This is a genomic window from Nibribacter koreensis (assembly GCF_039541795.1).
Lineage (GTDB): Bacteria > Bacteroidota > Bacteroidia > Cytophagales > Hymenobacteraceae > Nibribacter > Nibribacter koreensis.
In genome coordinates this window covers 1,073,598-1,097,027 of the sequence record NZ_BAABGX010000002.1, presented here as the reverse complement: position 1 = coordinate 1,097,027, position 23,430 = coordinate 1,073,598, and the positions used below count along the sequence as shown (strand labels likewise).

Below are 23,430 nucleotides of genomic sequence, written 5' to 3'. Positions count from 1 at the left end.
GTAGAAGCGACGGTAGGTTGGTTTCTGAAAGGATAGTTGGTATGCTATGGCGGGCGCTCTGTACACCTTGCCGTTGAAGCATTTATCTTTCTACCTCGTTAAGATATTAAAGACACAGCACAACCATGGAAATAGGCATCACCACCTTCGTTGAAAACACCCCAGACCCGGCCACCGGCAAGCTGTTGCCCGCGCATGAGCGCATGGCCAACCTCATGGAAGAAATTGAATTAGCTGATCAGGTGGGCCTGGACGTCTTTTCCATTGGCGAACACCACCGCGAGGACTTCATTGTCTCCTCGCCGGCCGTGGTGCTGGCTGCCGCGGCGGTCAAGACCAAGAACATCAAGCTTTCCAGCGCCGTGACGGTGTTGAGCTCAGATGACCCAGTGCGGGTGTTCCAGGATTTCGCGCACGTGGATTTGTTGTCTAAAGGCCGCGCTGAGATTATGGCCGGCCGCGGTTCCTTCATTGAGTCGTTCCCGCTGTTCGGTCAGGACTTGGATGACTACAATGAGCTGTTCTCTGAAAAGCTGGACTTGCTGGTGCAACTGAACAAAAGCGAAAAAGTAACCTGGACCGGCAAGCATCGCCCCTCCATTCATAACCTGGGCGTGTATCCAAGGCCGTACCAGGCAGAGCTGCCCATCTGGGTGGCGGTGGGCGGAACCCCGGCCTCGGTGGTGCGAGCGGCGGACTATGGCTTGCCCATGGCCCTGGCCATTATTGGCGGTAGCCCAGAGCGGTTTGTCCCTTTCACCGACCTCTACAAGCAAGCCTACCAGCAGGCGGGACATGACATGTCCAAACTACAACTGGCCATCAACTCGCATGGGTACTTGGCAGATGACTCCCAGAAAGCCGCCGATGAGTTCTATGGTCCTTATGCGTACCTGATGGGCAAAATTGGGAAAGAGCGTGGCTGGTCGGGGATGAGCAAAGAACAGTATGACCTCATGCGCGGTCCTGAGGGCTCTCTGCTGGTGGGCAGCCCGCAGCAGGTGATTGACAAGATTTTGTGGGAGCATGAGCTATTCGGGAACACCCGTTTTCTGTTGCACATCAGCGTAGGCACCATGCCCCACGCGCAAGTCATGCACGCCATTGAGTTGTTAGGGACCGTGGTAGCCCCGGCGGTGCGGAAGGCGGTAGGGGAGAAGAAGGGGAATTGACAGCGCAGGAATCTGGAATGCGTGGGAGACAAGGCGGTTCTATTTTAAAAACTCCAACGTCCCAATTTGTCATTGTAGCTAATTACCCGCAGACTCTCCCCTTGAGGGGAGCGCAGAGGGGTGTCTACACAGGAGAGTCACTTTTGTCTTTCTTTGTAATCCTCAATCCAATGATAGATTTCCTGCATCACGTAGGCCATCCTTCTTTTCACGTCTAAGTCTCCAAACCTAAGGACGGTCAACCCATACGCTTTCAGTTCCTGCTCCCTGTGCGCATCGTAATCCGCCTTATGATTGTGGCTATCGCCGTCCACCTCTATGGCCAGACGTAACTCGTGGCTGTAAAAGTCCATGATGTAATTCAGCATTGGTACCTGTCGGTGGAACTGGTATCCCAGCTTTCTGTCTCTGATTTCCTCCCAGAGCAGAATTTCAGCCAGCGTGCTGTTCTTTCGCAACTGCCTGGCTTTCTCCTTAAGATCTGGTCGGTAGGGGATGATGCGGTTGGGCATAAATGCCTTTTACGGAATGCGTGCCCGCAGGTGTAGACACCCCTCTGCGCTCCCCTCAAGGGGAGAGTCTGCGCGTGATAAACTCATTGGTTGTAGAGACAATGGCACTGCCTTGTCTCTCAAGTATTTCAGAAATTACCTCTTAGCACTTGCCACCATTTCCTTGTTCTGAGCCTTGGCGCTATCAGTAGTGGCTGGATATAAGAACTCCCGAATGTCTTTCAAGTAGCTCAGGCTTCCGTTGGGCAGGTTGCTCAAGACAATGAGGGCGCTATGGTCTTTGGGATTGCGCAGAAAATAAGTAGAAAAGCCATGCCAGAGGCCACCGTGGTACACGGCCGTGTCGCCGTTCTCCAGAGGCTTTATGCGCCAACCGAAGCCATAGTCTTCATGCTGTTTCTTTTTGAGCCAGGTACCGGTGTAGGCTTCCTGCAAGGTCTCTGGGCTTACTAATTTATTGGTGTACAGCGCCTGGTCCCATTTGTAGAGGTCTTCTACGGTGGAGAAAATGCCTTTGTCCCCTAGCACGGTGTCCAGGTAATCTGTGGTGCGTTTTTGGCGGTAGCGGGTGTGACCAGTGGCTATTTTACCAGTGAGCACCGCCATGTTGGGACTGTAGGTGAAGGAGCTGGTCATGTCCAGTGGCTTGAAAATACGCTTCTGCATAAACTCAGCGAAGGGCATCTCACTTACCTGCTCCACAATAGAGGCCAACAGACTATAGCCGGTATTGCTGTAGTTGAAGCGCGCATTGGGTTTGAGGTACGCAATTGGCTTGTGCTGGGCCATTAAGCCCAAAACGTCTTTGTTGGTGATGGGCACCTGACGGTTGGGCCACAGCTTGTCACTGAAATACGTATAATTAGGCAAACCCGACCGGTGGGTGAGGAGCATCCTGATAGTGATACCAGGATACGGGAAGTCTGGAATGTACTGCTGTACGCTGTCTTCATAGCTCAGCTTGCCTTCTTCTTTGAGCATCATGATGGCCACGGCTGTGAACTGCTTAGACACTGAGGCCAGCTGGAAAGCGGTTTCTAGCGTGAGCGTGTCTCTCTTGTAGAAATCGGCGTACCCGAAGGCGCCTTTGTAGACCACTTGGTCATACTTGGTCACCAGCACCGTGCCATTGAAGCCCCGGCGTTTATGGAAATACTTGAACACCGAGTCTAAATGCTTGCTCAGTCTCTGCACGCTGTCCGCCGTGAAAGACGCCGGCACCGGTACCGTTTGCCGTACTTCCTTCTTTCCCCACAGTGAAAACCGCTTCGTTTCCCCTTTCTCTTGACAGGAAAAAAGAAAAACACAGCCCATTACCGCTATGAGGCTTTTCAGCCAACCATTCTGTTCTCTCAAAAATGCCATATCTGCTACTACCTACAAGAAACCGATTCTAAAGATAAGGAGGTTGTTTCAGTTTATAAAAGGAAGCGCCTGTGTTAAGTTATATCTAAAAACTAAATATAGGCTGGTCCATTTCATTAGCTAACAAATCATAATTTGGTCTTATTCTTCCTTTCTAAAGCTTTCGTGAGTTTGTCTTTAAACTTTCCCAGCTTCGGATTTCCATAAAGGACTGTTCTTGCAGTTTCTTTATTATATACAGAAACTGCAAGTTCTAGAACCCTTATTTCGTCCTCTATTTTACCTAATTTCTTGTAGATAATAGATAGCCTTTCATATGGATGGCTTCCATCGAACTTCTCTTTTACATTTTCCTCATAAAGAGAAATGGCCTGTTCAAGATTCTGGGCTTTTTCAAGTTCCATGCCCTTTAAATTACGCTCTACTTGTTTGTCAAGCCTCTGCATAAATTTTTTTGTAAGGTTAAATAAGAATGTATTCCGATATAAAAAATGTATTCTGATATAAAATATTGGTTATTAAGCTATTAAACTGGTGTAAGCTGAATGTCTACTCGTTGCTACCTAGAAAATATATGGGATGAAGCGGAAGCATGTTTTTATCTTCATCAGATAATTTGCTGTAGAACTCCTGCCACAAGGCTATAAAATTATCAATGTCTAACAACTTAATGTGGCGATGACTCTCTCTGGCTGAACGGTTTGATTCAGAGGTGAAATATCCAGAGGTTACAAATAGGCCAATATCACCGTCTTTGTTCAATAAGCCAGTTAAGCTTCTAATATCATCCACTGGCACTACCGCATCAGGTCTGTGTTTAACCTGAACTTTTAACCTCGGTGAAGTTGCTCCTAATGGGTCATTGTAAGCGATTATGTCTAGACCGCCGTCTTTACCTTTAGGTGATATAAAAGGGGTGTGATAATTCATGGCTCTCAATAAAGCTGCAACCATATCTTGAAACTCATAAGCGTTCTTGCTCCTTATGAAATCCTTGATACCTGAAATGGCTTGCTCTTCTAGTAAATCAAGATTGGCCTTCTGAGTCTGAGTTTTATTTTCTTCTAACTCAGCTACCTCTTCTGCTTGTTTCTCTTTCTTTACCTTTGGGTCTTTGTTATCGGCAGCCCAATTTCTATAAAGTTGAGATGCAGTCTCAAATAATTTGGCTGGGCCTAACTTTATAGCTTTTTCGCCTTCCTCTGTTAAATACCAGATTCCCTTATTCTTTCTTAGAAATCCCGCTTTTATACAGTCTATTGTGTAGAAATGAAGGATTGATTCCCAACGGATGTAACCAGTCTTTTCATAAACCTCCATTTCCCAGTCATTAAGAGGAATAGTGTTTCTTATTGTTTCTATTACTGTTTTGCCTGGTAGCTGACCGCCTGCATCTTTTAGAATGTTAAATGCTGCAAACATATTTTTAGCAGCGGAGCGTTTTGAGGGCGCCCATTTTTCTAATTCATTATTCATTATTAGATATCAATTATAATTTGGTCTAATCTATCAACTAAGGTTTGATTAATATTTTATGCCCTGTGAAAACACGAATAGGTAAGCTAGAGAATTATTTTGATAAAGTGGAAGTGCCCACATTTCATTTTTAGCCTATTTCCGCCAAAACACACCAAAAACGCTTCCCTTTGTTTTCTCCCGGTAGAATCCAGAACTTTACCCCGTGAAATTCTTTCGTAAACTATTGGTCAAGGCGCTCGGGTTTGAGGGCTATCTGCGTCTGGTGAGCCGGATGTACATTATCATGGTAGGCTCGGGCAGAGGGCAGGCCAAGTACCCAGAGCTGTTTTTCCTGCGCAGAATCATTCGGCCGGGGTATACGTGTCTGGACATTGGCGCCAACCTGGGCTACTATTCTACCTTCTTGTCTAAGCTGGCAGGGCCTACAGGGCAAGTGCTGGCCGTGGAGCCGGTGCCCTTGTTTGGTAGAATCTGGCAGGACAATGTGCGGGCCAGCGGGGTGGACAACCTCACGCTGTTGCCGTTCGCCTTGGGCGGGGAGAACACCACCATTGAGATGGGCACGCCCCTGCGCGATGGGCTGGTGCACCACGGCATGACCAAAATTGCGAGCAGTGCCCAGGAACAATACGCCCAAACCTATGAGGTAGAGATGCGCGTGCCAGATGAGCTGTTCGCAGATTTGGAGCAACTTCACTTTATCAAGTGCGACGTGGAAGGCTATGAACACCAGGTGTTTGCCCACCTGCAGGAAACTATAAAGAAGCACAAGCCGTTGATTCAAACAGAGCTCAACGGGGCCGAGAACCGCCGGAAAGTAGTGGAGATTTTAACCGGTTTGGGCTATGGCGTATACACGTTAAGCCCGCAACGCACGTTATCTGTCTGCGCGCTCTATGAAATTGACTCTTACCAGGGCGGTGACTTTTACTTTAAACCAAACCAGAATTAGACTTGAAGACCTTCCTTATACTTTTAGCCATCGGTTTTGCACTGCGGTTCCTCATGCCGTACATCATCAAGTATGCGCTTAAACTATTTGTGCAGAAACAGATGCGCAAGGCGCAACAATTCACGTACCAGGCCCACGCCCAGCAACAGCGCCCTTTCCAGGGCAACGGCCACAGCACGGCGTCTGCTAACCCCGGCACCGGTAAAATAAAGGTAGACTACGTGCCCGAAGAGGTGCGTCAGAAGAAAGACTTCCCCGACGGGGAGTACGTGGATTATGAAGAAATAAAATAAACTGATTATCTTTCAAGCCCGATGCTCTCTGCATCGGGCTTTTTTCTTCTATTAGACGCTATGGCCTCTTCTTTACCGGCGAATTTTAACTTCAATCGCCATCTGTTGCCGCACCTGTTGGTGCTTCTGTTTTTCTTGCTACTGACGGTAGCCTATTTCTCACCCATTTTCTTTGACGGCAAAAGCCTGATGCAACATGACGTGGTGCAGTTTCAGGGCGGGGCCAAAGAGATAGCGGACTACCGCCAGGCCACCGGCGAGGAAGCCCTCTGGACCAACTCCATGTTCAGCGGTATGCCGGCCTACTTGATAAGCGTGCAGTTCTCGGGTGACTTGTTCCAGTACGTGCACCACATCTTCACGGCGGGCTTGCCTTTAGTAGCGTCTAACGTGTTCATTACCTTGCTGTGTGCCTATATTTTGTTTGCGGTGTTGGGCTTGCGCCCGATGCTGGCGGCGGTAGGGGCCATCGCCTATACGTTTGTGTCGTATAACTTTGCCATCTTAGAAGCAGGGCACAACACCAAATCACTGGCCATTGCCTACCTGCCGTTGGTGCTGGCGGGCTTGATTCACGCCTACCGCAAGAATCTCTGGATTGGGGCTGCGCTGTTCGCCTTCGGGTTGACCATGCACATACGCATGAACCACTTGCAGATTACGTATTACCTGCTCTTGATTGTCCTCATTTTTGGCATTGTGGAGCTGGTGCATTGGTACAAAGAAGGCCGTACAGCCGATTTCTTTAAACGCACCGCTGTTCTAGCTATTGGCGCTTTACTGGCCGCGGGCGTAAGCTTCGGGCGTATCTATACCACCGCCGAGTACGGTCAATATTCCATCAGAGGCGCCTCAGAACTAAAGCAGAACCCAGACGAAGCCAGCACCGGCCTTGACCGCGAATACGCCTTCCAGTGGAGCTACGGCATCGGGGAGAGCATGACTTTGCTCATTCCTAACTTCTACGGCGGGGCCAGCCAAGGTCCATTAGAGAAAAACTCAGAAACCTACGCCGCTTTAAGCCAGGCCGGCATGCCAGCCGCGCAATTAGCAGACGTATCTATGCCGTTCTACTGGGGAGACCAGTCGTTTGTAGGTGGACCGGTGTACATGGGCGCTATCATCTGCTTTCTGTTTGTTTTAGGCTTAATGGTAACGCCTCGCCGTCTGTGGGTGTGGCTGTTGAGCGCGACTATTCTGTCCTTGTTCCTGGCTTGGGGTAAGAACTTCGCTGGGTTCAACTATTTCATCTTTGACGCCCTGCCAGGCTACAACAAGTTTAGAGCAGTGAGCATGGCTTTAGTGATTGCCCAAGTAACCATGGTGCTGTTAGCTATTCTGGCCCTTTGCCGTGTCATCCAAAACGAAGCCCTTGACCAGAAAGAACTTCAGAAGAAAATCTTAATCGCCTTGGGCATTGTGGGCGGTATCTGTGCCTTCTTCTTCGTGTTCAGTGGTATTTTTGATTACGTGGCGCCGGTAGACGAGCAGTTGTTGCAGTACCAGTACCCGGTACAAGCCATCCGCGCCGACCGCCAAGCGATGTTGCGTGGTGACGCCCTTCGTTCTTTGGTATTCATCTTATTGGCGGGTGGAGCCTTGTACATGTTTACTAAGCGTAAACTATCGGCTTTTGTGACCACGCTTATTGTTGGTCTCTTGATTCTGGTGGATTTGTGGGGCGTAGACAAGCGCTATTTGAATGACAAAGACTTCCAGAAAGACTACAGCAAATCGTATTTCACGCCAACTACCGCAGATGAAATCATTCTGCGCGACAAGTCCCTGAGCTACCGCGTGTACAATGTTCCTAATCCGTTCAACGATGCGCGTACGTCTTACTTCCACAAATCCATTGGCGGGTACCATGGTGCCAAGTTACGCCGTTACCAGGACGTGATTGAGAAGCACATCGCGCAGGGTAACATGAACGTACTCAACATGCTCAACACCCGTTACGCCATCACAGGCAAAGACGAGCAACCGGTTCAGCAGATTCCGGGAAGCTTAGGCAATGCCTGGTTTGTGCAGACCGTACGCGCCGTAAACTCGCCAGACGAGGAACTAGAGACGTTAAAGACCTTTGACCCAGGCAACGAGGCCATCGTGGATATTACCAAATTCCCGAACGTGAAGCCTCATGTATACGGTGCCTCAGCATCCAGAATCACACTCACAGAATACAAGCCCAACTACCTGAAATATGACGCTGAAGCCACGCAAGATGGTGTAGCGGTCTTCTCTGAGGTATATTACAAAGACGGCTGGCAAGCCTATTTGGACGGCAAACCAGTTGACCACTTCAGGGTAAACTACATCTTGCGCGCCATGCCTATCCCGAACGGCAAGCACGTGGTAGAATTCAAGTTTGAGCCTACGGAATATACCTTGGGCAATACCGTGTCGCTAATCTCATCTTTGCTCTTGTTGGCAGGCTTGTTTGGCGCGGTGTACGTGACGTTTAAAAGAAGAAAACCAGAGACGGTTTAACCCAATGAGGTGCCCCGTTTTTGGCCTGTTTCTGAGAAAATAGGCTAAAAACGGGGCATTCTTGTGTCTATCCCAAACCCATGGCCACCCCGCTCCAGTACCTGTCACACCCTTTGCTCACCCAGAAACAGGTGACGTTGGCGGTCCTGCGCGAAGACCTGTTGCATCCCACCATCCCCGGCAATAAGTGGCGCAAGCTCCACTACAACCTGCAGGAAGCGCGTACCCAACACGCCGAAACGCTGGTCACCTTTGGAGGCGCTTTCTCTAACCACATTGCCGCCGTGGCCACGGCAGGGCAGGAGTTTGGGTTTAACACCGTTGGCTACATACGTGGCGAGGAAACCGTACCCTTCAACCCAACCCTACAGCACGCTACATCTTGCGGAATGCAGTTGCGCTACCTTTCCCGCGAAGATTACCGCCTCAAATATGAGCCTGCTTTTCAGGAGCAATTGCTGGCAAGTATTCCCAATCCTTATTTACTCCCCGAAGGCGGGACGAACCTATTGGCGGTAAAAGGCTGTACTGAGATTGTCACCGAGCTACAGGAGCCTTGGGATGTGATTTGCGTGGCTGCTGGCACCGGCGGGACCTTGGCGGGCATCATTGCTGGAGCACAAGGCAAAGGCCAAATCATCGGTTTCCCAGCATTGAAAGGCGGAGACTTTTTACAAGCCGATGTTGCGCATTGGCTGCAGGCCTATTCTGGCCGAGGCTATGGTAACTGGGAGCTACAGACAGGTTATCACTTTGGAGGCTACGCCAAACAGACGCCTGAACTGCTAGACTTTATTGAAGCGTTTTACCGCCAGCACCAGGTTCTGCTGGACCCCGTCTACACGGGTAAGATGCTATTTGGCGTGTTCGATTTGATTGAAAAAGATTACTTCGCCGGAGGCACCAAAATCATTGCGGTACATACTGGTGGCTTGCAAGGCTGGACGGGTTTCAAGGAGCGGTATAGGTTGAGTTGGCCAACGGAGGATTTGTTGAGCTAGATAGCTAAAAAGCTCTTTCAATACTCGCAGCTCTCTTTAATTTCTGTCATCCTGAAAGGACCTTGTGGGCAAACTAGATGGGCGATGGCAATGGAATAATTTGCCTTCATCTTACTTCAATAATCATTTCCTTTGCTTTTGAGAGACGTCATTACAACTAGCCCACAAGTTCCTTTCAGGATGACAAAGTGGAGTTATGTAGGTTATGGAGTAGGAGCTTTTTCGTCCCCCTTTGAAGGGGGTAGGGGGATGATTTACTTCTGCTGAAAAAAGTGAAAAATCCCATTATAGTAGAAAAGGATTCCCCCCTTTCTTTAAAGCGGTTACAAGTTGTGAAGCGCCCATCGTCATCCCCCTACCCCCTTCAAAGGGGTACGAAATGCGTCAATTTCTAATTCATAATTTCTAATTTTTAATTCTCTTCGTTTTTAGCCTGTTTTCACCAAAACAGGCTAAAAACGAAGAGACCGTAACCTTCGGCGTGGTTTTCGCTTATCTTGTAGTAGAAACTACTTATACCTGATGCGACTTCTTTACGTGCTTCGTAAGCTCATTCCCTGGATTCTGATTTTCTTGGTGGCCTTTCTGGGTTGGCGCGCCTGCAGTAGCTCTATTGAAAAGCTTTTGGGCGGCAAGGAGGAGCCTGAGGTGGAGGTGACACACAATACCATTCTCACCAAGATTGAGGAGATGGGCAAGCTGGAACTGGTGCGCTACAATTTCAAAGACGTGGTGGAATATAGCAAAGAAGTCTCCCGGTTCCTGCCTAATTCTAAAGTAGCACTCATTGTCTCGGGTGAGGCCGTGGGTTGTATTGATTTGCAGAAACTTCAGCCTTCTGATTTGCAGTTCCTGGGAGATACGGCCCTGCATATAAGCCTGCCTGCGCCTGAGATTTGCTATTACCGCGTGAACCACACCGAGTCCAAGGTCTTTGGCAAGGAGAATACTTATTTCCAGGACGCCGAGCTGGTGGACGAGGGATACAAGTTCGCGGAAAAGAACGTGAAGCAGGCCGCGCTCAACAGCGGTATTTTAAAGCAGACGTCCATCAACGCAGAGAAAATCCTGAAGCCCATGCTAGAGAATATGACCGGCCGAAAGGTGTATTTGATGCCGAGAGAGACAATGCAAGCCCCGCCAGTGCCCAAGAAACGATAGTTAATGTGCTGATGTGCTATTTTCTTGAGTTGAAGACTCCCTTTATTTGTCATCCTGAAAGGGTCTTGGTGGCTAGCTAGGGAAGCAGTGGCTATGAAATGGAATGCGCTTTTTATGTGATTAGTGCTTGTTCAGGGTTAGAATGTTCGGCTTCTCTTCTGGCGCGAGTCTTCAGACTTGGGCCAGTGGATGGGTGGAGTCTACAGACTCCATTTTCAACCCATCTTGCGCAGTGATTCTGGAGACTCGCACCATCTTATGTCACGAGACTGTAGTCTCGCGCCAGTGAGTTTTCGTTTTTGGCCTGATTCCTGTGAAAGAGGCCAAAAACGGTGTTTCGGCTTAGGAACTGCCTGTCTAGCTTGCCCACAAGGTCCTTTCAGGATGACAAAAATAGAAGAACAGTAGAAGAGTCGAAAAATTGAATTCCTTTGGCAATAGCTGTAAAGCACATTCTCTAATCTTCAAATCAAAAAAATAGCACATCAGCACATTAAAACATTAGCACATCAATCCAACCCTAACTCTTTCCAGGCATCATTGATCAGGTCTAGTTCATAGCCTTTGCTTTGCAGGAAGTAGTTAATCTTTTGCTTGCGGGCCATGGGATTGCGCTCGCCTTCGGTTTTGTGTTTGCGCTCCAACCAGTGCAATAGGTTCTCCCAATATTTGTCGGGGTCAATTTCTTGGAGGCCTTTCTTGATGCAGTAGTCAGAGATGCGTTTGGCTTTGAGGCCTTGCATGATTTTGCGTCGGCCCCAGCGTTTGAGGCCGTACTTGCCCCGTACATAAGCTTGGGCGTAGCGCTCTTCGTCCAGGAACTTCTCCTGGGTCAGGTAAATTACCAAATCATCAGCCTCGTCCAAGTCCAGCCCATAGTCTAAGAGTTTGGCGCGCACCTCGTTCTGCGTACGCTCCTGGTAGGCGCAGTAGGCCGCAATTTTGGGCAGAGCCTCTTTCTTGGTGTAGACTTTCTTTTTCTTGGGTGTGAACACGGCAACCGGATAAATGCAAGGGGGAATATCCCTTTCTATTAACCAAAAGTAGGCAAAAACAGTTTACCCTTGGGGTTGGTTACATAGTATAAATGTCTTGGTTTAAAGCACTTCTTTTGCCATAAATCTCCCGACCTTTGCCTTTCTTATCTTCCCCTGCCTCCATGACCAAAGGTGCCCAGTACATGTTGCTCTCCACGTTCTTCTTTGCCTTGATGAACGTGTGCGTGAAATACCTGCCGCACCTGCCGTCCATGGAAATCATTCTGTTCAGGTCTGTTATATCCTTGGCTATGAGCTATGCCACCCTACGCTACCTAAACGTGGCACCTTGGGGGAGCAACAAGCTTATTCTGGTGGGACGGGGCATTACGGGGGTGATTGCCTTGATGATGTACTTCACCACCTTGCAGAACATTCCGCTGGCGGGCGCGGTGACCATTCAGTATCTATCTCCCATTTTTACGGCGCTGTTGGGGGTGTTCATTGCCAAGGAGAAAGTGCACCCGTGGCAGTGGCTGTTTTTTTTGATTTCGTTTGTGGGCGTGTTGGTGATTGAGGGCGTAGACACGCGCATCTCTACCTATTACCTGCTGGTGGGCGTGGGCGGGGCGTTCGTGTCGGGCTTGTCCTACAATTCCATCCGGAAGCTTAATGCGCGCGAGCATCCTATGGTCATTGTGTTTTACTTCCCGCTGGTGGCCTTGCCGGTGTCTGCGTTGTTCTGCCTGTTCAAGTGGGTGCCGCCGCAGGGTATAGACTGGGTGTGGCTGTTCTTGACGGGCGTCTTCACGCAGTTGGCGCAATATTACATGACCAAAGCCTACCAGGCCGAAGAGCTGGCCCGCGTAGCCAGCCTCAACTATGTGGGCATTTTCTACGCGCTGGGTCTGGGGTTCCTGCTCTTCGGGGAGGTGTTTGACGTGTTCTCGTATCTGGGCATTGCCTTGGTGTTGGTAGGCGTGTTGCTCAACATGGAGTACAGCCGTCGTCTGCGCAAGAAAGAAGCCGTGGAAGCTCAGGCAACCACGTAGCCGTTTTTGGCATCTTTTCCAGAAAACAGGCCAAAAACGGTGTTGCTGACGCCTTCTACCAAAGTTCTTTTGTCTTATCTTTAGCAATAAGGAATCTGTGAGGAGGTTTGTCCATGCTTACCGGCATAGGATGGAAACAATATTAAGTATTTTGAATACTAGATATGTCGAAAGCCTACCTAAGTGCGTTCTCCTGTTAATCCTTGCCATTTCTTTCTTACGCTTCGTGTTTATGCCCACCGCTTCGCTTTCAAGGGTCTTCTGGTTTCTGCTTTTCTCTTTATTGGCACTGTCAAGTGCGCACGCCGGCGTGCTAAAAGGGAAGGTAACCGATGAAAAAGGCGAGGGGATGGGCTTTGCCACCGTCTACATTAAGGGCACTACAATAGGCTCCACTACCAACGAGCAGGGCAATTACCAGCTTACCGTAGACCCGGGTACTTACACGGTGGTGTTCCAGTACGTGGGTTACAAAAGCCAGAGCCGGACGGTGGACATCAAAGACACAACAGAGCCAGTGGTGCTCAATGTGCAATTGGAGCAGGACGTGTACAGCATAGGCGAAGTGCGCATTAGCGGAGACGGCAAAGACCCGGCCTACAGCATCATGCGCCAGGCCATTGCCAAACGCGACTACCACCTAAAGGAAGTGGAAGCCTACAGCGCGCAGGTTTACATTAAAGGATTGCAACGCCTTATCAATGTTCCTAAACGCGTGTTGGGGATTATGAAAGTGCCGGCGGGCCTGAAGCCAGGGATCATTTACTTGTCTGAGTCTGTCTCTGAGTTGCATTTCAAGCAGCCCAACAAGATGCGGGAGCGCATGATTTCGTCTAAGGTGAGCGGGAACAGCAAGGCCTTCAGCTTCAACAACGCCTCAGACTTCAGCATCAATTTCTACAAGAGCCTCATCAAGGCCAACGGCATCAATGAGCGGGGCTTTATTTCGCCAGTGGCCGGGAACGCCCTGTTGTTTTACAATTATGAGCTCATGGGGAGCGCCCAGAACAACGGCAATCTGGTGCACCGCATCAAAGTAACGCCCAAGCGTCGGCATGACCCGGTGTTTACGGGCTACATTTACATTGTAGACGATTCGTACCGCATCCATAGCCTCAACCTGTTTGTGACCAAGGCCCAGCAGATTGAGTTTGTGGACACTTTGCGCATCACCCAGCAGTTCACGCCCGCGCCCGGCAACGTGTGGGTGTTGCAGTCCCAGAAGTTCACGTTTGACGTGGAAGGCTATGGCTTTAAAGGCAACGGCTACTTTACCGCGGTGTACAGCAAGTACCGCGTTCAGCCTGCCTCGTTTGTGAAGCCGCCCGCCCCGGCGCCCACAGTGGCCGCTCCGGTAGCCGAGCCTGAGAAACCCATTGCTGTGGTAGTGCCGGTGCCCGAAAAGAAACCGAAGCGCCAGTCCAGGGACAAGAAAGACCAGGTGCCCGCCAACGGTGTGCCCGATGATGCCTTTTTCAAGAAGAAGGAGGTGCTGGCCATTGAAGAGAACTCCAACAAACGAGATAGCGCTTACTGGGACGAGATTCGCCCCGTGCCGCTCACCGAGGAAGAAGTGTCGGATTACCATGAGAAAGACAGCATCCAGGTGGTCAAAGAGTCCAAGCCGTACAAAGATTCCCTGGACCGCAAGAACAACAAGCTCTCCCTGGCCGATGTCTTTTTGGCGGGTTACTCATACAGGAACTCGTTTGAGCGCACGGCTTACACCGTGGAGCCCATTACGCGCATCTGGCAGTACAACACCGTAGAAGGTTTGGTGGCCAACCTGCGCCTGGGTTATAGCAAACGCTTTGAGGACGGCAGAAACTATTCCATCACGCCCACGGTGCGCTATGGCTTCAAGAATGAAAAATTCAACGCCAAGATAGCCGCCGGTTACCAGTACAACTTGATTAAGCGGCAGTCCATAGGCATGGAGGCGGGACGCTTTGTGAGTCAATTCAATGCGCAGGATCCCATCACGCCCTTCATCAACACCGTCTACACCCTGCTAGCCGAAGAGAACTGGCAGAAGCTTTACCAGCGCGACTACCTGCGCCTCTGGCACCAGCGCGAACTGGTGAACGGTCTGCAGGCTACGTTCATGGTGGACTATGCCCAGCGTCGTATGCTGTTCAATACCACAGATTATACGTGGCGCGACCGTCCGCACAAAGAGTTCACGCCCAATGAACCAGTCAACGCCGAGGTAGCCTCTACCGCTTTTTCGGAGCATGAAGCCCTTACCGTTTCTTTGGCGCTCAGCTACAAGCCGGGCCAGGAATACATCTTGCGCCCAGACCGCAAAATCAACCTGGGTTCTAAGTGGCCCACCTTCACGGCGCAGTACCGCAAAGGCGTGAGTGGGGTGTTGAGTAGTGACGTAGATTATGATTTGGTCACCTTGGGCGTGCGGGATGAACTTCGCCTGGGCCTGTTGGGGACCAGCAACTATTCAGTTAACCTAGGCACGTTCTGGCGCAAAAAGCAGATGTACTTCATGGACTTCAAGCACTTTGAAGGTAACCGTACGTTGCTCTCTGGCGACTTCAGCGGATTTCAGCTGCTGGATTACTACCGCTACAGCACCCAAAGCACTTACCTGGAAGCGCATTACAGCCACCACTTCAATGGCTTTATCTTGAACAAAGTACCGCTCTTGCGCAAACTCAAATGGCAGGAGGTAGGTAGTATCAACTACCTGCACACAGACGCCGCTGGCCATTACCTGGAGCTAGGCGTGGGCGTGGAGCATTTGTTTAAAGTGTTGCGCGTGGATTTCTTCACGGGCTTCCAGGAAAAAGAGAAGGTGAGTTCTGGAATACGGGTTGGGTTTGGGTTTTAACTAAGCTACCTTGATTCTTAAATATTAATTTTCTAAGGTGTAAGATTTTTGCTTGATGGGTAACTATCTTATTTTGATTGCTTTGGCTTTTAAAATTATGAAATAAACGCACCTCTTAAATTCTGTGACTATATTTGAAATAAACGCATCTGGTGCGTTTATCCAGGCGTTGGCGGTCAGTCATAGAATAAAATCAGATATAATGGAAATACTATTAAGGGCTAAGAATTGGCAAATATTCATCATACTAATAGTCGGAATGGCTTTATCAAATACAACCCTCCATGACGACCCTACAACCACCATGATAATAAACTTGGTAGGTATTCTGATTTATTTCATCTACCCGTTTGTAATTGGATACTTCTTGCAAGACTTTTTGCCTAAGAAGGTTGAGGTGAATAACACCTTCTTTCAGATAAATTTCTTTGCTTGGATTGGCGGTTATTTAACATTGATGATATTGTCCGACGGACAAGGAATGACTCTGACTGGCCTTGCTGCACTTCCTTTCTTCTATGTGCTTTTTGCTTTTCTATATTACCAAGCTTTTCCAGCAAAAGTATTGAAGTCAATAGAGATGAAAAAGGAGGCAAGCCTCGGGGACTACTTCAGCGATTTCATACTTATTCTTTTTCTACCATTAGGTGTCTGGGTATTACAACCAAGAATCAATAGAGTTGTAGAAAAAGAGAAAGCCGCAGCACAAGCATAAAAAGACCGTCCGCCAACAAGAGCTAAACGCCAGCCTCGGCCGACGGCCTCCGCCGTCGTTTAGCCCAGCCGTTGGCAGAAAGCGAAATATAAAAAATTGAATAGAATTAGCAGATGAAAGGTTTGAATTCAAAAAGAAAAGTAAATTTTATTGACATACTGTTAGATAAAATTGGCAGCGAATATGAACCGGAGCAAGTTCCTATTTTTGTTGAACCATATTCAAAACCAAACAATTGCTTTTTGAATGTTGAGGAAAAAGTAAAAAGAGACGGCGGAAATGTTCACTACGGTTGGACAATTCATAAATCCGAAATTCTCTATGAAGGGGAAAGACATGCTGTATGGGAATCACCGGATGGCGATTTGATAGATATTACTCCTAACGAATCTAGTTCCAATCAGAGAATGTTTGTTTCGGACAACAATTTCATCTTTGATGGCCAACTAGTTGATAATATTAGGGTCAACATAACCGACAATCCTTTAGTTGATGATTTTATTCTATTATGTGAGAAAACAGAAAAATTATACACTTATGGAAAGAGGGTCGATGATGAACAAATGTCAGTTCCATTACCCGCTTTAGAAGTAATTAACCACTTTCAGCAATTGAAATCTCTTTTATTAGATTATATATATATATTGGAGGAAGACCCTATAAGAATTGCTTTTGTGGGTCTAAAATTGCATATAGAAATTGCCATGGACAAAATTTAAAGGAAGAACTTGACTATCTTATGTCAAAAGTAGAAAGTCTTTTAAAAGGTGGTTTATAGTGGTTGAAAAAACGCCATCTGCCAACAATGCATAAACACCATGCTACGGCCGACGGCCTAGCACGTTGTTTATACGAGTACGTTGAGTTTTAATTGCTCCATCAACAAGTAAATGATCATCCATAGCCATACAAGTACAATACCTGACGCATCACTATTGGAAAAGGACGATCACCTGTTTGATTACGTTGACAGCTACCATGGTGCTTTCTCTGATGTCAATCCATCCATTGGCGCTACAGAAGTTGGAAGGATGTTCTTCTCACGCAAATCAAACGTAACAGACACGCTTTTTGCCTTGAGGAACAAAGTGGTTAAGCTGTTTGGGTTGAAAACCTCAGGAGAAGTTTTAGACAGGCAGAAGCTGGTAGAGAATTCAACCTTTGAGCCAGGCCAGCAACTGGGCCTTTTCAAGGTCTATGATAAGACAGAAAATGAGCTGGTAGTAGGGCAAGACGACAAGCATTTAGACTTCAGGGTCTCTTTGCTGGTGGATAGCCTGCTGGATGGCACCAGCCAGAAACATCTCACCATCACCACTGCCGTCACCTTTCATAATCGCTTCGGGCGGTTTTATTTTTTTCTGGTAAAGCCGTTTCACAAATGGATTGTGCCAGGCATGTTAAAGGGCATGATTGAGCGCATAGAAAATAGCCAGCTTCCTGCTGCTAACCTTGTGTAAGCCAAATGCTTTCCGCTATTTGCAGGCGTGTTGCTTAGGCAAGCCAAGCAGCAACTATCCACTCCCTAAACCTACCTATGAAAAGACTTCTAACCCTGCTTTTCTCTCTTTCTGTTATGACCTGCTTCGGGCAGAATACTCAGGCCGCTGACTCTCTGCGCAACGAGTACAAGGCAGAAATGAGATCCGTGAGCCGGGTGTTTGAAGCGCTTTTCTACCCGAACAGGCCTGCTATTCATTCATTAAAGGAATCCCAGTTTCTGAGCAAGATTGATTCTTTAAAACAGCCTTTCGTTACGGTTACCCAAAAATACGACGCTCCTTTTCAAACAATAGATGCCTCCTTTATTCCTACCCAGTTGAGAGACATTGACTACTTCTTTGATGGCATCATCTTAAGCTACCCGTACTTCCATGAAAACCACACTTCTAAGAAAGTACAGCTTTCAAAGCCCACACAAACCAGGCTAGACCAGCATCTAGAGGATTTCAACAACCCTGCCCTTTTGTCCAGCGAAGACTTTAGGGGCTATGTGGAAGGCTTCTTGCGGCATAAGTCTACAGAAGAAGTCAAGAAGGCGCAGTATAAAAAATCAGACAACAAGCGGCTGGATGCTTACCTGAATTTGGTCCCAAGGTATTTTACCAATGAGCAGTGCCGGGAGTATTGGCAGTACCATTACCTGCGCGCGCATCTGGAGGACTGGGGAAGTAAAAACATGGAAAAGGCGGTGAAGACCTTTCTAACCACCAGCCAAAATAAGGTGCATGTCAAGACCATAGACAGCCTATACGTAGAAAGCGCCAACTCCTACAAGGGGCATATCATTAAAACTTACAAAACCGTAGATGGCGTGGCGCTGGACCTGCACATTTTCCTGCCAGATTCTGCTTCTCTAAAATCGAAACGTCCGGTCATGGTTTTCTTTAGCGGTGGCAGTTGGACGAAGGGAACGCCTGAGTGGGACTTCTACAACGCGGCCAATTATGCCAGGAAAGGCTGGGTAGGGGTAGCCGTTGAATATAGAATAGCCGACCGCCATGAAACCAAGCCCTTTGAAGCCGTAAAAGATGCCCGAAGCGCCATCCGGTGGCTAAGACTAAATGCTGATGCCTATAACCTTGACCCCAATAGAATAATAGCGACTGGTAATTCGGCGGGTGGGCACTTGGTCTTAAGTACAGCTTTGGCAGAAAGCGTAAATGAGCGCAGTGACAAGTTGAGCATTAGCCCGGTGCCCAATCTGCTGTTAGTAAATGCCGGCGTGTATAGCCTGTATGCAGACGGTAGCACAGATTGGATTAGCAAGGGCCTCAAAGATAAAACCGAGGTAAAGAAAATTTCACCCCAGCATTTGTTGAAGCCTGGCCTGCCTCCTATGTTGATCTTGCACGGCACCCATGATCAAAGCGTTGACTATGCGTCTGCAAAAGCTTTTGTAGAAGCCATGACGCAACTAGGCAATGAGGTAGAATTTCACACCTTTGAAGGTGCGCCCCATACCATTTGGTGGGACAGGCGGTATTCTGGCCAAGTGGCCAGCTTCAGGAAAGAGTTCTTGAAGAAAAACGGGTATGAGTAAACGACAAGAATAGGAGGAGCCACGCCATCACTGTGCCCATCTTAAATACGGCTCTGGTGGCTACAAGAACACATTTTATAGAGACAAACCTTAACCAACAACGTATCGAACCGGAAGCCATATTAGTCCAGCACTTTGAAAAGTATATACGGTTAACTGCAGCCTTGAAAAGTGAGTTAGTAAAGAGAATTCACTTTAAAACCTTCAAGAAAGGAGAACTGGTCCATGACGCAAACACTGTCTGTACTAAGAGTTACTTTATCCAGAAAGGCCTGCTTCGTGGGTATTTTATTAAAGAGGGCAAGGAGATAAGCGAATATTTCTGTGAAGAAGGCGAATGGGTAAACTCGCCTAGAAGCTTCATGCAAAGACAGCTTGACATCTATTACATTGACGCCATTGAAGACACAGATGTATTCTGCCTGCACGTGCATGACCTGGTGTACTTGTTTGAAAACTTCCCTGAAATGGAGCGGTACGCAAGGCTCTCCATGGGTACGGTGTTTGGGCATTTCATGGAAAGAATAACCTCCCTGCGGTTTACCACAGCCCAGGAGAAGTATCTGCATTTTTGTGCAACGTACCAAGGTATTTACCACCGTATTCCTTTGGGCATGATTGCCTCTTATCTGGGGATTACGCAAGAAACGCTGAGCAGAATACGGGCCAGGAAATGATCTTTTTGATCTAGGTCAAAATTTTATGGCTGGCAAAAGCTCAGTTTTGTGTTTCAGTTAAACCCAAGAAAATGAGAGACACACACAAAATCAGCGCAGGGCTTTTCATGGTATTTGTCCTGCTATCCTTCAGTTCCTTTTCTCAGATACCCTTAAATACCGCCAACACCCAAAGTATACTCTACCTAGGGAAAGGGGAGAACCAACCGTTGATTGTTGGTCTTGGCGGTTCAGAAGGCGGCAACGCCTGGGCAAGCGACTACTGGAAAGCAACGAGAAACCAATTTATTGAGAAAGGGTACGCCTTCTTGGCCGTCGGGTACTTTGGGGCCAAAGGGACGCCAGCCACCCTTGACAAGATTGCGCTAGAAGATGTGTACCGTGCAATAGCCGAGGCAAGGGAAAACCCAAAGGTAAACAAAGCCCGAGTTGCCATCATTGGCGGGTCAAGAGGCGCTGACCTGGCCTTGCTTCTGGGCAGTTATTATGATGACATTAAGTGCGTCATCGGGCTTGTGCCAAGCCATGCCGTTTTTCCGGGACACACAGACCATTTCACAAGCTCCTGCTGGACCTTTAAAGGCAAAGAGCTGCCCTTCGTACCGGTCAATGAAGAGGCTGTTCCTTCTTTAATGCAGAGAAACTTGCGGGGAGCGTTTGAGGCAATGTTGCAAGACACCAGTGCAGAGCAGAAAGCCCTGATTAAAGTGGAGCACATCAACGGCCCTGTTCTTCTGGTTTCAGCCACAGAAGACGAAATTTGCCCCTCCACGCCCATGTCTGAGAAAATGATGCATCGGTTGAAAAGCCATAAATTCAAACACAAGTTTGAACATGTGGCCGTTAAAGGCAGGCACGCTGAGCCGTTGAAGCACTTCAATCTGGTCTTCAGGTTTCTGGAAGACAATTTTGCAGTAAACTAAACGTCTGCTCGTAGCAAAGCAGCAGCAAATAAAATAAACGCGTTTTTTTCGCCTCAGGCGTGGCCGTACACCAACCATCATTTTTAGCCTGTTTCCCAGAAAATAGGCCAAAAACGGAATAGATTCTCGACAGCATGTATCAAAACAAGAAGTCAATTATAGTAGGCCACATTTATCTTATTGTGCTGGTTCTATTGTTCAATTCCTGCAAGGAACCGCGCACATATAGTTTCAAAGAGATTCCCTGCCCTTACGCAGAAACACCAGACCTTACAAAGCAACCCGTCACTGACCTCAACAGTTTGTCTGGGGAGAATGGAAAAGACACGCTGGGCGAACTGAGGCGCAAAGGGCAAGTTATCTTTAAACCCTGCCGGGAATATATTTACAGAGCCGTGTATAAGGCCAAAGACGGAAGCCTGCTTTCTGACAGCAAAGTCTGGATGATGGCCACCGGAAGAAGTTGGGTAGCGCAGCCAGACGTGCAGGAAGAAATGGCCATGCAGTTTGAGGTGACAGATAAAGAACTAGTGGCCTTACGGAAGCATTTTGTGAACAGAAAGTTCGCCAGCCTAGACCGCATTACCACCCAGGAGACTACGGGTGTGATTGAAACCCCCGCCGAGGTTTGGATGCATCCCTTCCGGGAAAATCAATTTAACTTCACGGAGGTGGCCGGCTTCCCTAATGTGCAGTTGCCGCTAGAGTCAGGCAAAACCTGGAGCAATGAAATATACCCGGGCAAAGGCTGGGGAGATTGGGCCAAAACCACCGTGCATAATTTCTACCAAGTCAAAGGGCAGGAAAACCTACAAACCAAGTTTAAGGAGTTTAAAAACGCCTGGAAGGTAGTGGCCCTATCAACTGCCCCCTTCGGGAAGTCTGTGCATACCTTCTGGTTTGATAAATTCTATGGCTTCATCAGGATGGAATATGTCAATTACAAAGGCCAGACGCTCACGTTTGATTTGGAGGAGGTAATAGAAAAGTAAGCTACCATCGTTTTTAGCCTACTTTCCAGGAAACAGGCCAAAAACGAAGAGGCCCTGATGTAGCAAGTACATCAGGGCCTCTTCGTTTTATAAGCAATCCAATTCAATGACAGAGCGGGCAAAACCAAAAGGTCTAGAAAAGCGAAACCCGCGGTCCTTGACCGCGGGCTCACCTCTTTCAAACAACCCTCTATCAATAAACTCGATAAAGACAAACTAAAGGGAACGTACCGTCACAGAGATGGTCTGCGTTTCTGCTGGCACAGCAGAGGTGTTGGGGTACGGTTCCACGGAGTGGAGAATCAAGCGGTAGTTCTTCTGGCCCAGGGATACTTCCACTGAGTCGGCGGACCGGTCTCCTCTGTTGTTGGGGGCTGGCAGCTTCTCGCCCAGATACAGAATCTGGGATTTGCTGTTGCCGGCGGCGTCCTTCACTTCAAGGGTGGCAATGGCAGAGCCCTGGGTAATGCACATGGCATTCATGGGGCATCTACTGTCTTGCAAACTTTGAAGCTGTACAGAGAGCTGGTTGAGCGTGACTACCTGCTTTACTTTGAGTTGTGCGGTCTGGCCAGTACCAGAGGTGACCTTGGGGGAGGTTCCCTCTTTTTCTGTCCCCGGCGAAACATCTGCCCGGGTACAACCCATGGCTAACATTCCGGAAAACAACCAAAGACTTTTTCTCATAAACATCTCCTTGAAAAGTGCCCTAATGGGCGCCTTTACTATGAAGAGCCCTCAAACCGATGATTGGTTGCATGGGCTCAGAAAAATTTTTAAATATTTTTTATGCCCCCGCCACTACCTTCTTTTTACCTATGGGCAGGTTGTACAAAATCACCGACAAAAAGATAACCGCGTACGCGATAACTTTTTGGGTGCTAGCCACTTCATTAAAATAAACAAAGGCCATGGTGAAGTTGATGATGGGGTTGAGGTACATGAGAATACCAATAGTCGCCGACTTGATTTCTTTGAGCGCATACAGGTTTAGGAACAACGGGATTACCGTGAACACCCAGCTCAACAGCACAATCTGCCGCACAAAATGCCCCGTGATGGGCACGGCCTCGGCGCCCACAAACCAAGAGTAGCTGGGCCCGATGATGCAAAACGCCAACAGTAATTGAAGGGTCAACAGCACAATCTTGTCATAGTCCTTGAGCAGGCGCTGGGTAATGAGGTAGAAGGCATACGAGGAGGCAATGAGCAAACTGAAAAGCAGGTTGGTCAACGAATCTGTGCCCACCAAGAGACAGCTCATTAAACTCAAGGCCACGGAAAGCCACTGGTTGACGCGCAGGTGCTCCTTCAAAATCAAGAAACCCAGCACCGCCGTGAGAATGGGGCAGAGCAGATAAGAAAACGAGCCGGTCTGGATGTCCACGTGGTTCACCACATAGATAAAGGCCAGCCAGTTGACCGTGAGCAGCAAACCGCCCAGCAAAGTAAACGCCAGGAATTTGCGCTTCTCCTTGGGTGCGTGGCCCTGGAATAGGGCTTTGGTCTCCTTCCACTGCTGGCGGCGCGTCAGCAAGGACACCACAATCAAGGTCAGGACGGAGACCAGAATCCTGAAGTACAGAATCTGACTGCTGGGGTAGTCGGCTAAGGCTTTTAGGGGAAACGGGATGAAGCCCCAGATGATAAACGCACTGATAGCGGCGCCATAATATTTATTCACTTTCACGTACGGTCGTTCTTTAGAAAGTACAAAGGTAGGGCTTGCCCCAGACAACGGCTCGTTTTTAGCCTCTTTTCTGGAAAACAGCCCAAAAACG

General features: G+C 48.5%; 22 protein-coding genes. 15 read left to right on the top strand and 7 right to left on the bottom strand.

Annotated features, from left to right (window positions below; genetic code table 11):
• Positions 1 to 125 precede the first annotated feature (125 nt).
• On the top strand, positions 126 to 1,172 hold the full coding sequence (locus ABD880_RS11960; RefSeq protein ID WP_345166304.1) for an LLM class flavin-dependent oxidoreductase: 1,047 nt from the start codon (positions 126 to 128) through the stop codon (positions 1,170 to 1,172).
• A 137-nt stretch (positions 1,173 to 1,309) separates the two neighbouring features.
• Here the strand turns inward: ABD880_RS11960 and ABD880_RS11955 are convergent, their stop codons facing one another.
• The 4 genes from ABD880_RS11955 to ABD880_RS11940 all read right to left on the bottom strand — a co-directional run bounded on the left by ABD880_RS11955 (position 1,310) and on the right by ABD880_RS11940 (position 4,525).
• Positions 1,310 to 1,684 carry an endonuclease domain-containing protein gene (locus ABD880_RS11955; RefSeq protein WP_345166302.1) on the bottom strand — a complete coding sequence of 125 codons (375 nt, stop codon included), beginning with the start codon at positions 1,682 to 1,684 and terminating at the stop codon, positions 1,310 to 1,312.
• Between the two features lie 135 nt (positions 1,685 to 1,819).
• Positions 1,820 to 3,049: a serine hydrolase domain-containing protein gene (locus tag ABD880_RS11950; RefSeq protein WP_345166299.1), complete on the bottom strand. Its 1,230-nt coding sequence runs from the start codon at positions 3,047 to 3,049 to the stop codon at positions 1,820 to 1,822.
• Between the two features lie 128 nt (positions 3,050 to 3,177).
• Positions 3,178 to 3,495, bottom strand: a complete 318-nt coding sequence (locus tag ABD880_RS11945; protein ID WP_345166296.1) for a hypothetical protein — start codon at positions 3,493 to 3,495, stop codon at positions 3,178 to 3,180.
• Positions 3,496 to 3,598: 103 nt separating this feature from the next.
• Entirely contained in the window at positions 3,599 to 4,525 is a 927-nt protein-coding gene (locus ABD880_RS11940) for a restriction endonuclease (protein ID WP_345166294.1), read from the bottom strand.
• A 205-nt stretch (positions 4,526 to 4,730) separates the two neighbouring features.
• Here ABD880_RS11940 and ABD880_RS11935 point away from each other — a divergent pair, with 205 nt between their 5' ends.
• From ABD880_RS11935 to ABD880_RS11915, 5 genes are all read left to right on the top strand, one after another.
• Positions 4,731 to 5,480: an FkbM family methyltransferase gene (locus tag ABD880_RS11935; RefSeq protein ID WP_345166292.1), complete on the top strand. Its 750-nt coding sequence runs from the start codon at positions 4,731 to 4,733 to the stop codon at positions 5,478 to 5,480.
• Between the two features lie 2 nt (positions 5,481 to 5,482).
• Complete coding sequence (locus tag ABD880_RS11930; protein ID WP_345166289.1) at positions 5,483 to 5,773, top strand: DUF4834 family protein; 291 nt, start codon at positions 5,483 to 5,485, stop codon at positions 5,771 to 5,773.
• Between the two features lie 60 nt (positions 5,774 to 5,833).
• On the top strand, positions 5,834 to 8,263 hold the full coding sequence (locus ABD880_RS11925; protein WP_345166287.1) for a YfhO family protein: 2,430 nt from the start codon (positions 5,834 to 5,836) through the stop codon (positions 8,261 to 8,263).
• 80 nt (positions 8,264 to 8,343) lie between these two features.
• Entirely contained in the window at positions 8,344 to 9,264 is a 921-nt protein-coding gene (locus tag ABD880_RS11920; protein WP_345166284.1) for a 1-aminocyclopropane-1-carboxylate deaminase/D-cysteine desulfhydrase, read from the top strand.
• 522 nt (positions 9,265 to 9,786) lie between these two features.
• Entirely contained in the window at positions 9,787 to 10,425 is a 639-nt protein-coding gene (locus tag ABD880_RS11915) for a DUF4230 domain-containing protein (protein WP_345166281.1), read from the top strand.
• Between the two features lie 509 nt (positions 10,426 to 10,934).
• On the opposite strand, the gene ABD880_RS11910 is transcribed toward ABD880_RS11915, so the two are convergent.
• A complete protein-coding gene (locus tag ABD880_RS11910) occupies positions 10,935 to 11,420 on the bottom strand; it encodes a regulatory protein RecX (protein WP_345166278.1) in 486 nt (161 codons plus the stop codon).
• A 164-nt stretch (positions 11,421 to 11,584) separates the two neighbouring features.
• Here ABD880_RS11910 and ABD880_RS11905 point away from each other — a divergent pair, with 164 nt between their 5' ends.
• The 9 genes from ABD880_RS11905 (at position 11,585) to ABD880_RS11865 (ending at position 21,649) form a co-directional block, all read left to right on the top strand.
• Entirely contained in the window at positions 11,585 to 12,454 is an 870-nt protein-coding gene (locus ABD880_RS11905) for a DMT family transporter (RefSeq protein ID WP_345166275.1), read from the top strand.
• Between the two features lie 232 nt (positions 12,455 to 12,686).
• Positions 12,687 to 15,299, top strand: coding sequence for a DUF5686 and carboxypeptidase regulatory-like domain-containing protein (locus ABD880_RS11900; RefSeq protein WP_345166272.1), 2,613 nt, complete (start codon positions 12,687 to 12,689; stop codon positions 15,297 to 15,299).
• A 124-nt stretch (positions 15,300 to 15,423) separates the two neighbouring features.
• Complete coding sequence (locus tag ABD880_RS11895) at positions 15,424 to 16,014, top strand: hypothetical protein (RefSeq protein ID WP_345166270.1); 591 nt, start codon at positions 15,424 to 15,426, stop codon at positions 16,012 to 16,014.
• 113 nt (positions 16,015 to 16,127) lie between these two features.
• Complete coding sequence (locus ABD880_RS11890; protein ID WP_345166267.1) at positions 16,128 to 16,733, top strand: hypothetical protein; 606 nt, start codon at positions 16,128 to 16,130, stop codon at positions 16,731 to 16,733.
• Positions 16,734 to 16,949: 216 nt separating this feature from the next.
• Entirely contained in the window at positions 16,950 to 17,474 is a 525-nt protein-coding gene (locus ABD880_RS11885; protein WP_345166266.1) for a DUF2867 domain-containing protein, read from the top strand.
• Between the two features lie 77 nt (positions 17,475 to 17,551).
• On the top strand, positions 17,552 to 19,057 hold the full coding sequence (locus tag ABD880_RS11880; RefSeq protein WP_345166263.1) for an alpha/beta hydrolase: 1,506 nt from the start codon (positions 17,552 to 17,554) through the stop codon (positions 19,055 to 19,057).
• A gap of 164 nt (positions 19,058 to 19,221) precedes the next feature.
• Positions 19,222 to 19,734, top strand: coding sequence for a Crp/Fnr family transcriptional regulator (locus ABD880_RS11875; RefSeq protein ID WP_345166260.1), 513 nt, complete (start codon positions 19,222 to 19,224; stop codon positions 19,732 to 19,734).
• A gap of 71 nt (positions 19,735 to 19,805) precedes the next feature.
• Positions 19,806 to 20,657, top strand: a complete 852-nt coding sequence (locus ABD880_RS11870) for an acyl-CoA thioester hydrolase/BAAT C-terminal domain-containing protein (protein ID WP_345166257.1) — start codon at positions 19,806 to 19,808, stop codon at positions 20,655 to 20,657.
• Positions 20,658 to 20,791: 134 nt separating this feature from the next.
• Positions 20,792 to 21,649 carry a hypothetical protein gene (locus ABD880_RS11865; RefSeq protein ID WP_345166255.1) on the top strand — a complete coding sequence of 286 codons (858 nt, stop codon included), beginning with the start codon at positions 20,792 to 20,794 and terminating at the stop codon, positions 21,647 to 21,649.
• A 216-nt stretch (positions 21,650 to 21,865) separates the two neighbouring features.
• On the opposite strand, the gene ABD880_RS11860 is transcribed toward ABD880_RS11865, so the two are convergent.
• Both ABD880_RS11860 and ABD880_RS11855 read right to left on the bottom strand, forming a co-directional pair.
• Positions 21,866 to 22,297, bottom strand: coding sequence for a hypothetical protein (locus ABD880_RS11860; protein WP_345166252.1), 432 nt, complete (start codon positions 22,295 to 22,297; stop codon positions 21,866 to 21,868).
• A gap of 139 nt (positions 22,298 to 22,436) precedes the next feature.
• A complete protein-coding gene (locus ABD880_RS11855) occupies positions 22,437 to 23,339 on the bottom strand; it encodes an EamA family transporter (RefSeq protein ID WP_345166249.1) in 903 nt (300 codons plus the stop codon).
• Positions 23,340 to 23,430: the final 91 nt, after the last annotated feature.

Excerpts from the sequence above, each read along its gene's own strand:
- ABD880_RS11960 (WP_345166304.1), top strand. The coding sequence starts at position 126 with ATGGAAATAGGCATCACCACCTTCGTTGAAAACACCCCAGACCCGGCC.
- ABD880_RS11955 (WP_345166302.1), bottom strand. The coding sequence starts at position 1,684 with ATGCCCAACCGCATCATCCCCTACCGACCAGATCTTAAGGAGAAAGCC.
- ABD880_RS11950 (WP_345166299.1), bottom strand. The coding sequence starts at position 3,049 with ATGGCATTTTTGAGAGAACAGAATGGTTGGCTGAAAAGCCTCATAGCG.
- ABD880_RS11945 (WP_345166296.1), bottom strand. The coding sequence starts at position 3,495 with ATGCAGAGGCTTGACAAACAAGTAGAGCGTAATTTAAAGGGCATGGAA.
- ABD880_RS11940 (WP_345166294.1), bottom strand. The coding sequence starts at position 4,525 with ATGAATAATGAATTAGAAAAATGGGCGCCCTCAAAACGCTCCGCTGCT.
- ABD880_RS11925 (WP_345166287.1), top strand. The coding sequence starts at position 5,834 with ATGGCCTCTTCTTTACCGGCGAATTTTAACTTCAATCGCCATCTGTTG.
- ABD880_RS11920 (WP_345166284.1), top strand. The coding sequence starts at position 8,344 with ATGGCCACCCCGCTCCAGTACCTGTCACACCCTTTGCTCACCCAGAAA.
- ABD880_RS11915 (WP_345166281.1), top strand. The coding sequence starts at position 9,787 with ATGCGACTTCTTTACGTGCTTCGTAAGCTCATTCCCTGGATTCTGATT.
- ABD880_RS11905 (WP_345166275.1), top strand. The coding sequence starts at position 11,585 with ATGACCAAAGGTGCCCAGTACATGTTGCTCTCCACGTTCTTCTTTGCC.
- ABD880_RS11900 (WP_345166272.1), top strand. The coding sequence starts at position 12,687 with ATGCCCACCGCTTCGCTTTCAAGGGTCTTCTGGTTTCTGCTTTTCTCT.
- ABD880_RS11890 (WP_345166267.1), top strand. The coding sequence starts at position 16,128 with ATGAAAGGTTTGAATTCAAAAAGAAAAGTAAATTTTATTGACATACTG.
- ABD880_RS11880 (WP_345166263.1), top strand. The coding sequence starts at position 17,552 with ATGAAAAGACTTCTAACCCTGCTTTTCTCTCTTTCTGTTATGACCTGC.
- ABD880_RS11870 (WP_345166257.1), top strand. The coding sequence starts at position 19,806 with ATGAGAGACACACACAAAATCAGCGCAGGGCTTTTCATGGTATTTGTC.
- ABD880_RS11865 (WP_345166255.1), top strand. The coding sequence starts at position 20,792 with ATGTATCAAAACAAGAAGTCAATTATAGTAGGCCACATTTATCTTATT.
- ABD880_RS11860 (WP_345166252.1), bottom strand. The coding sequence starts at position 22,297 with ATGGGTTGTACCCGGGCAGATGTTTCGCCGGGGACAGAAAAAGAGGGA.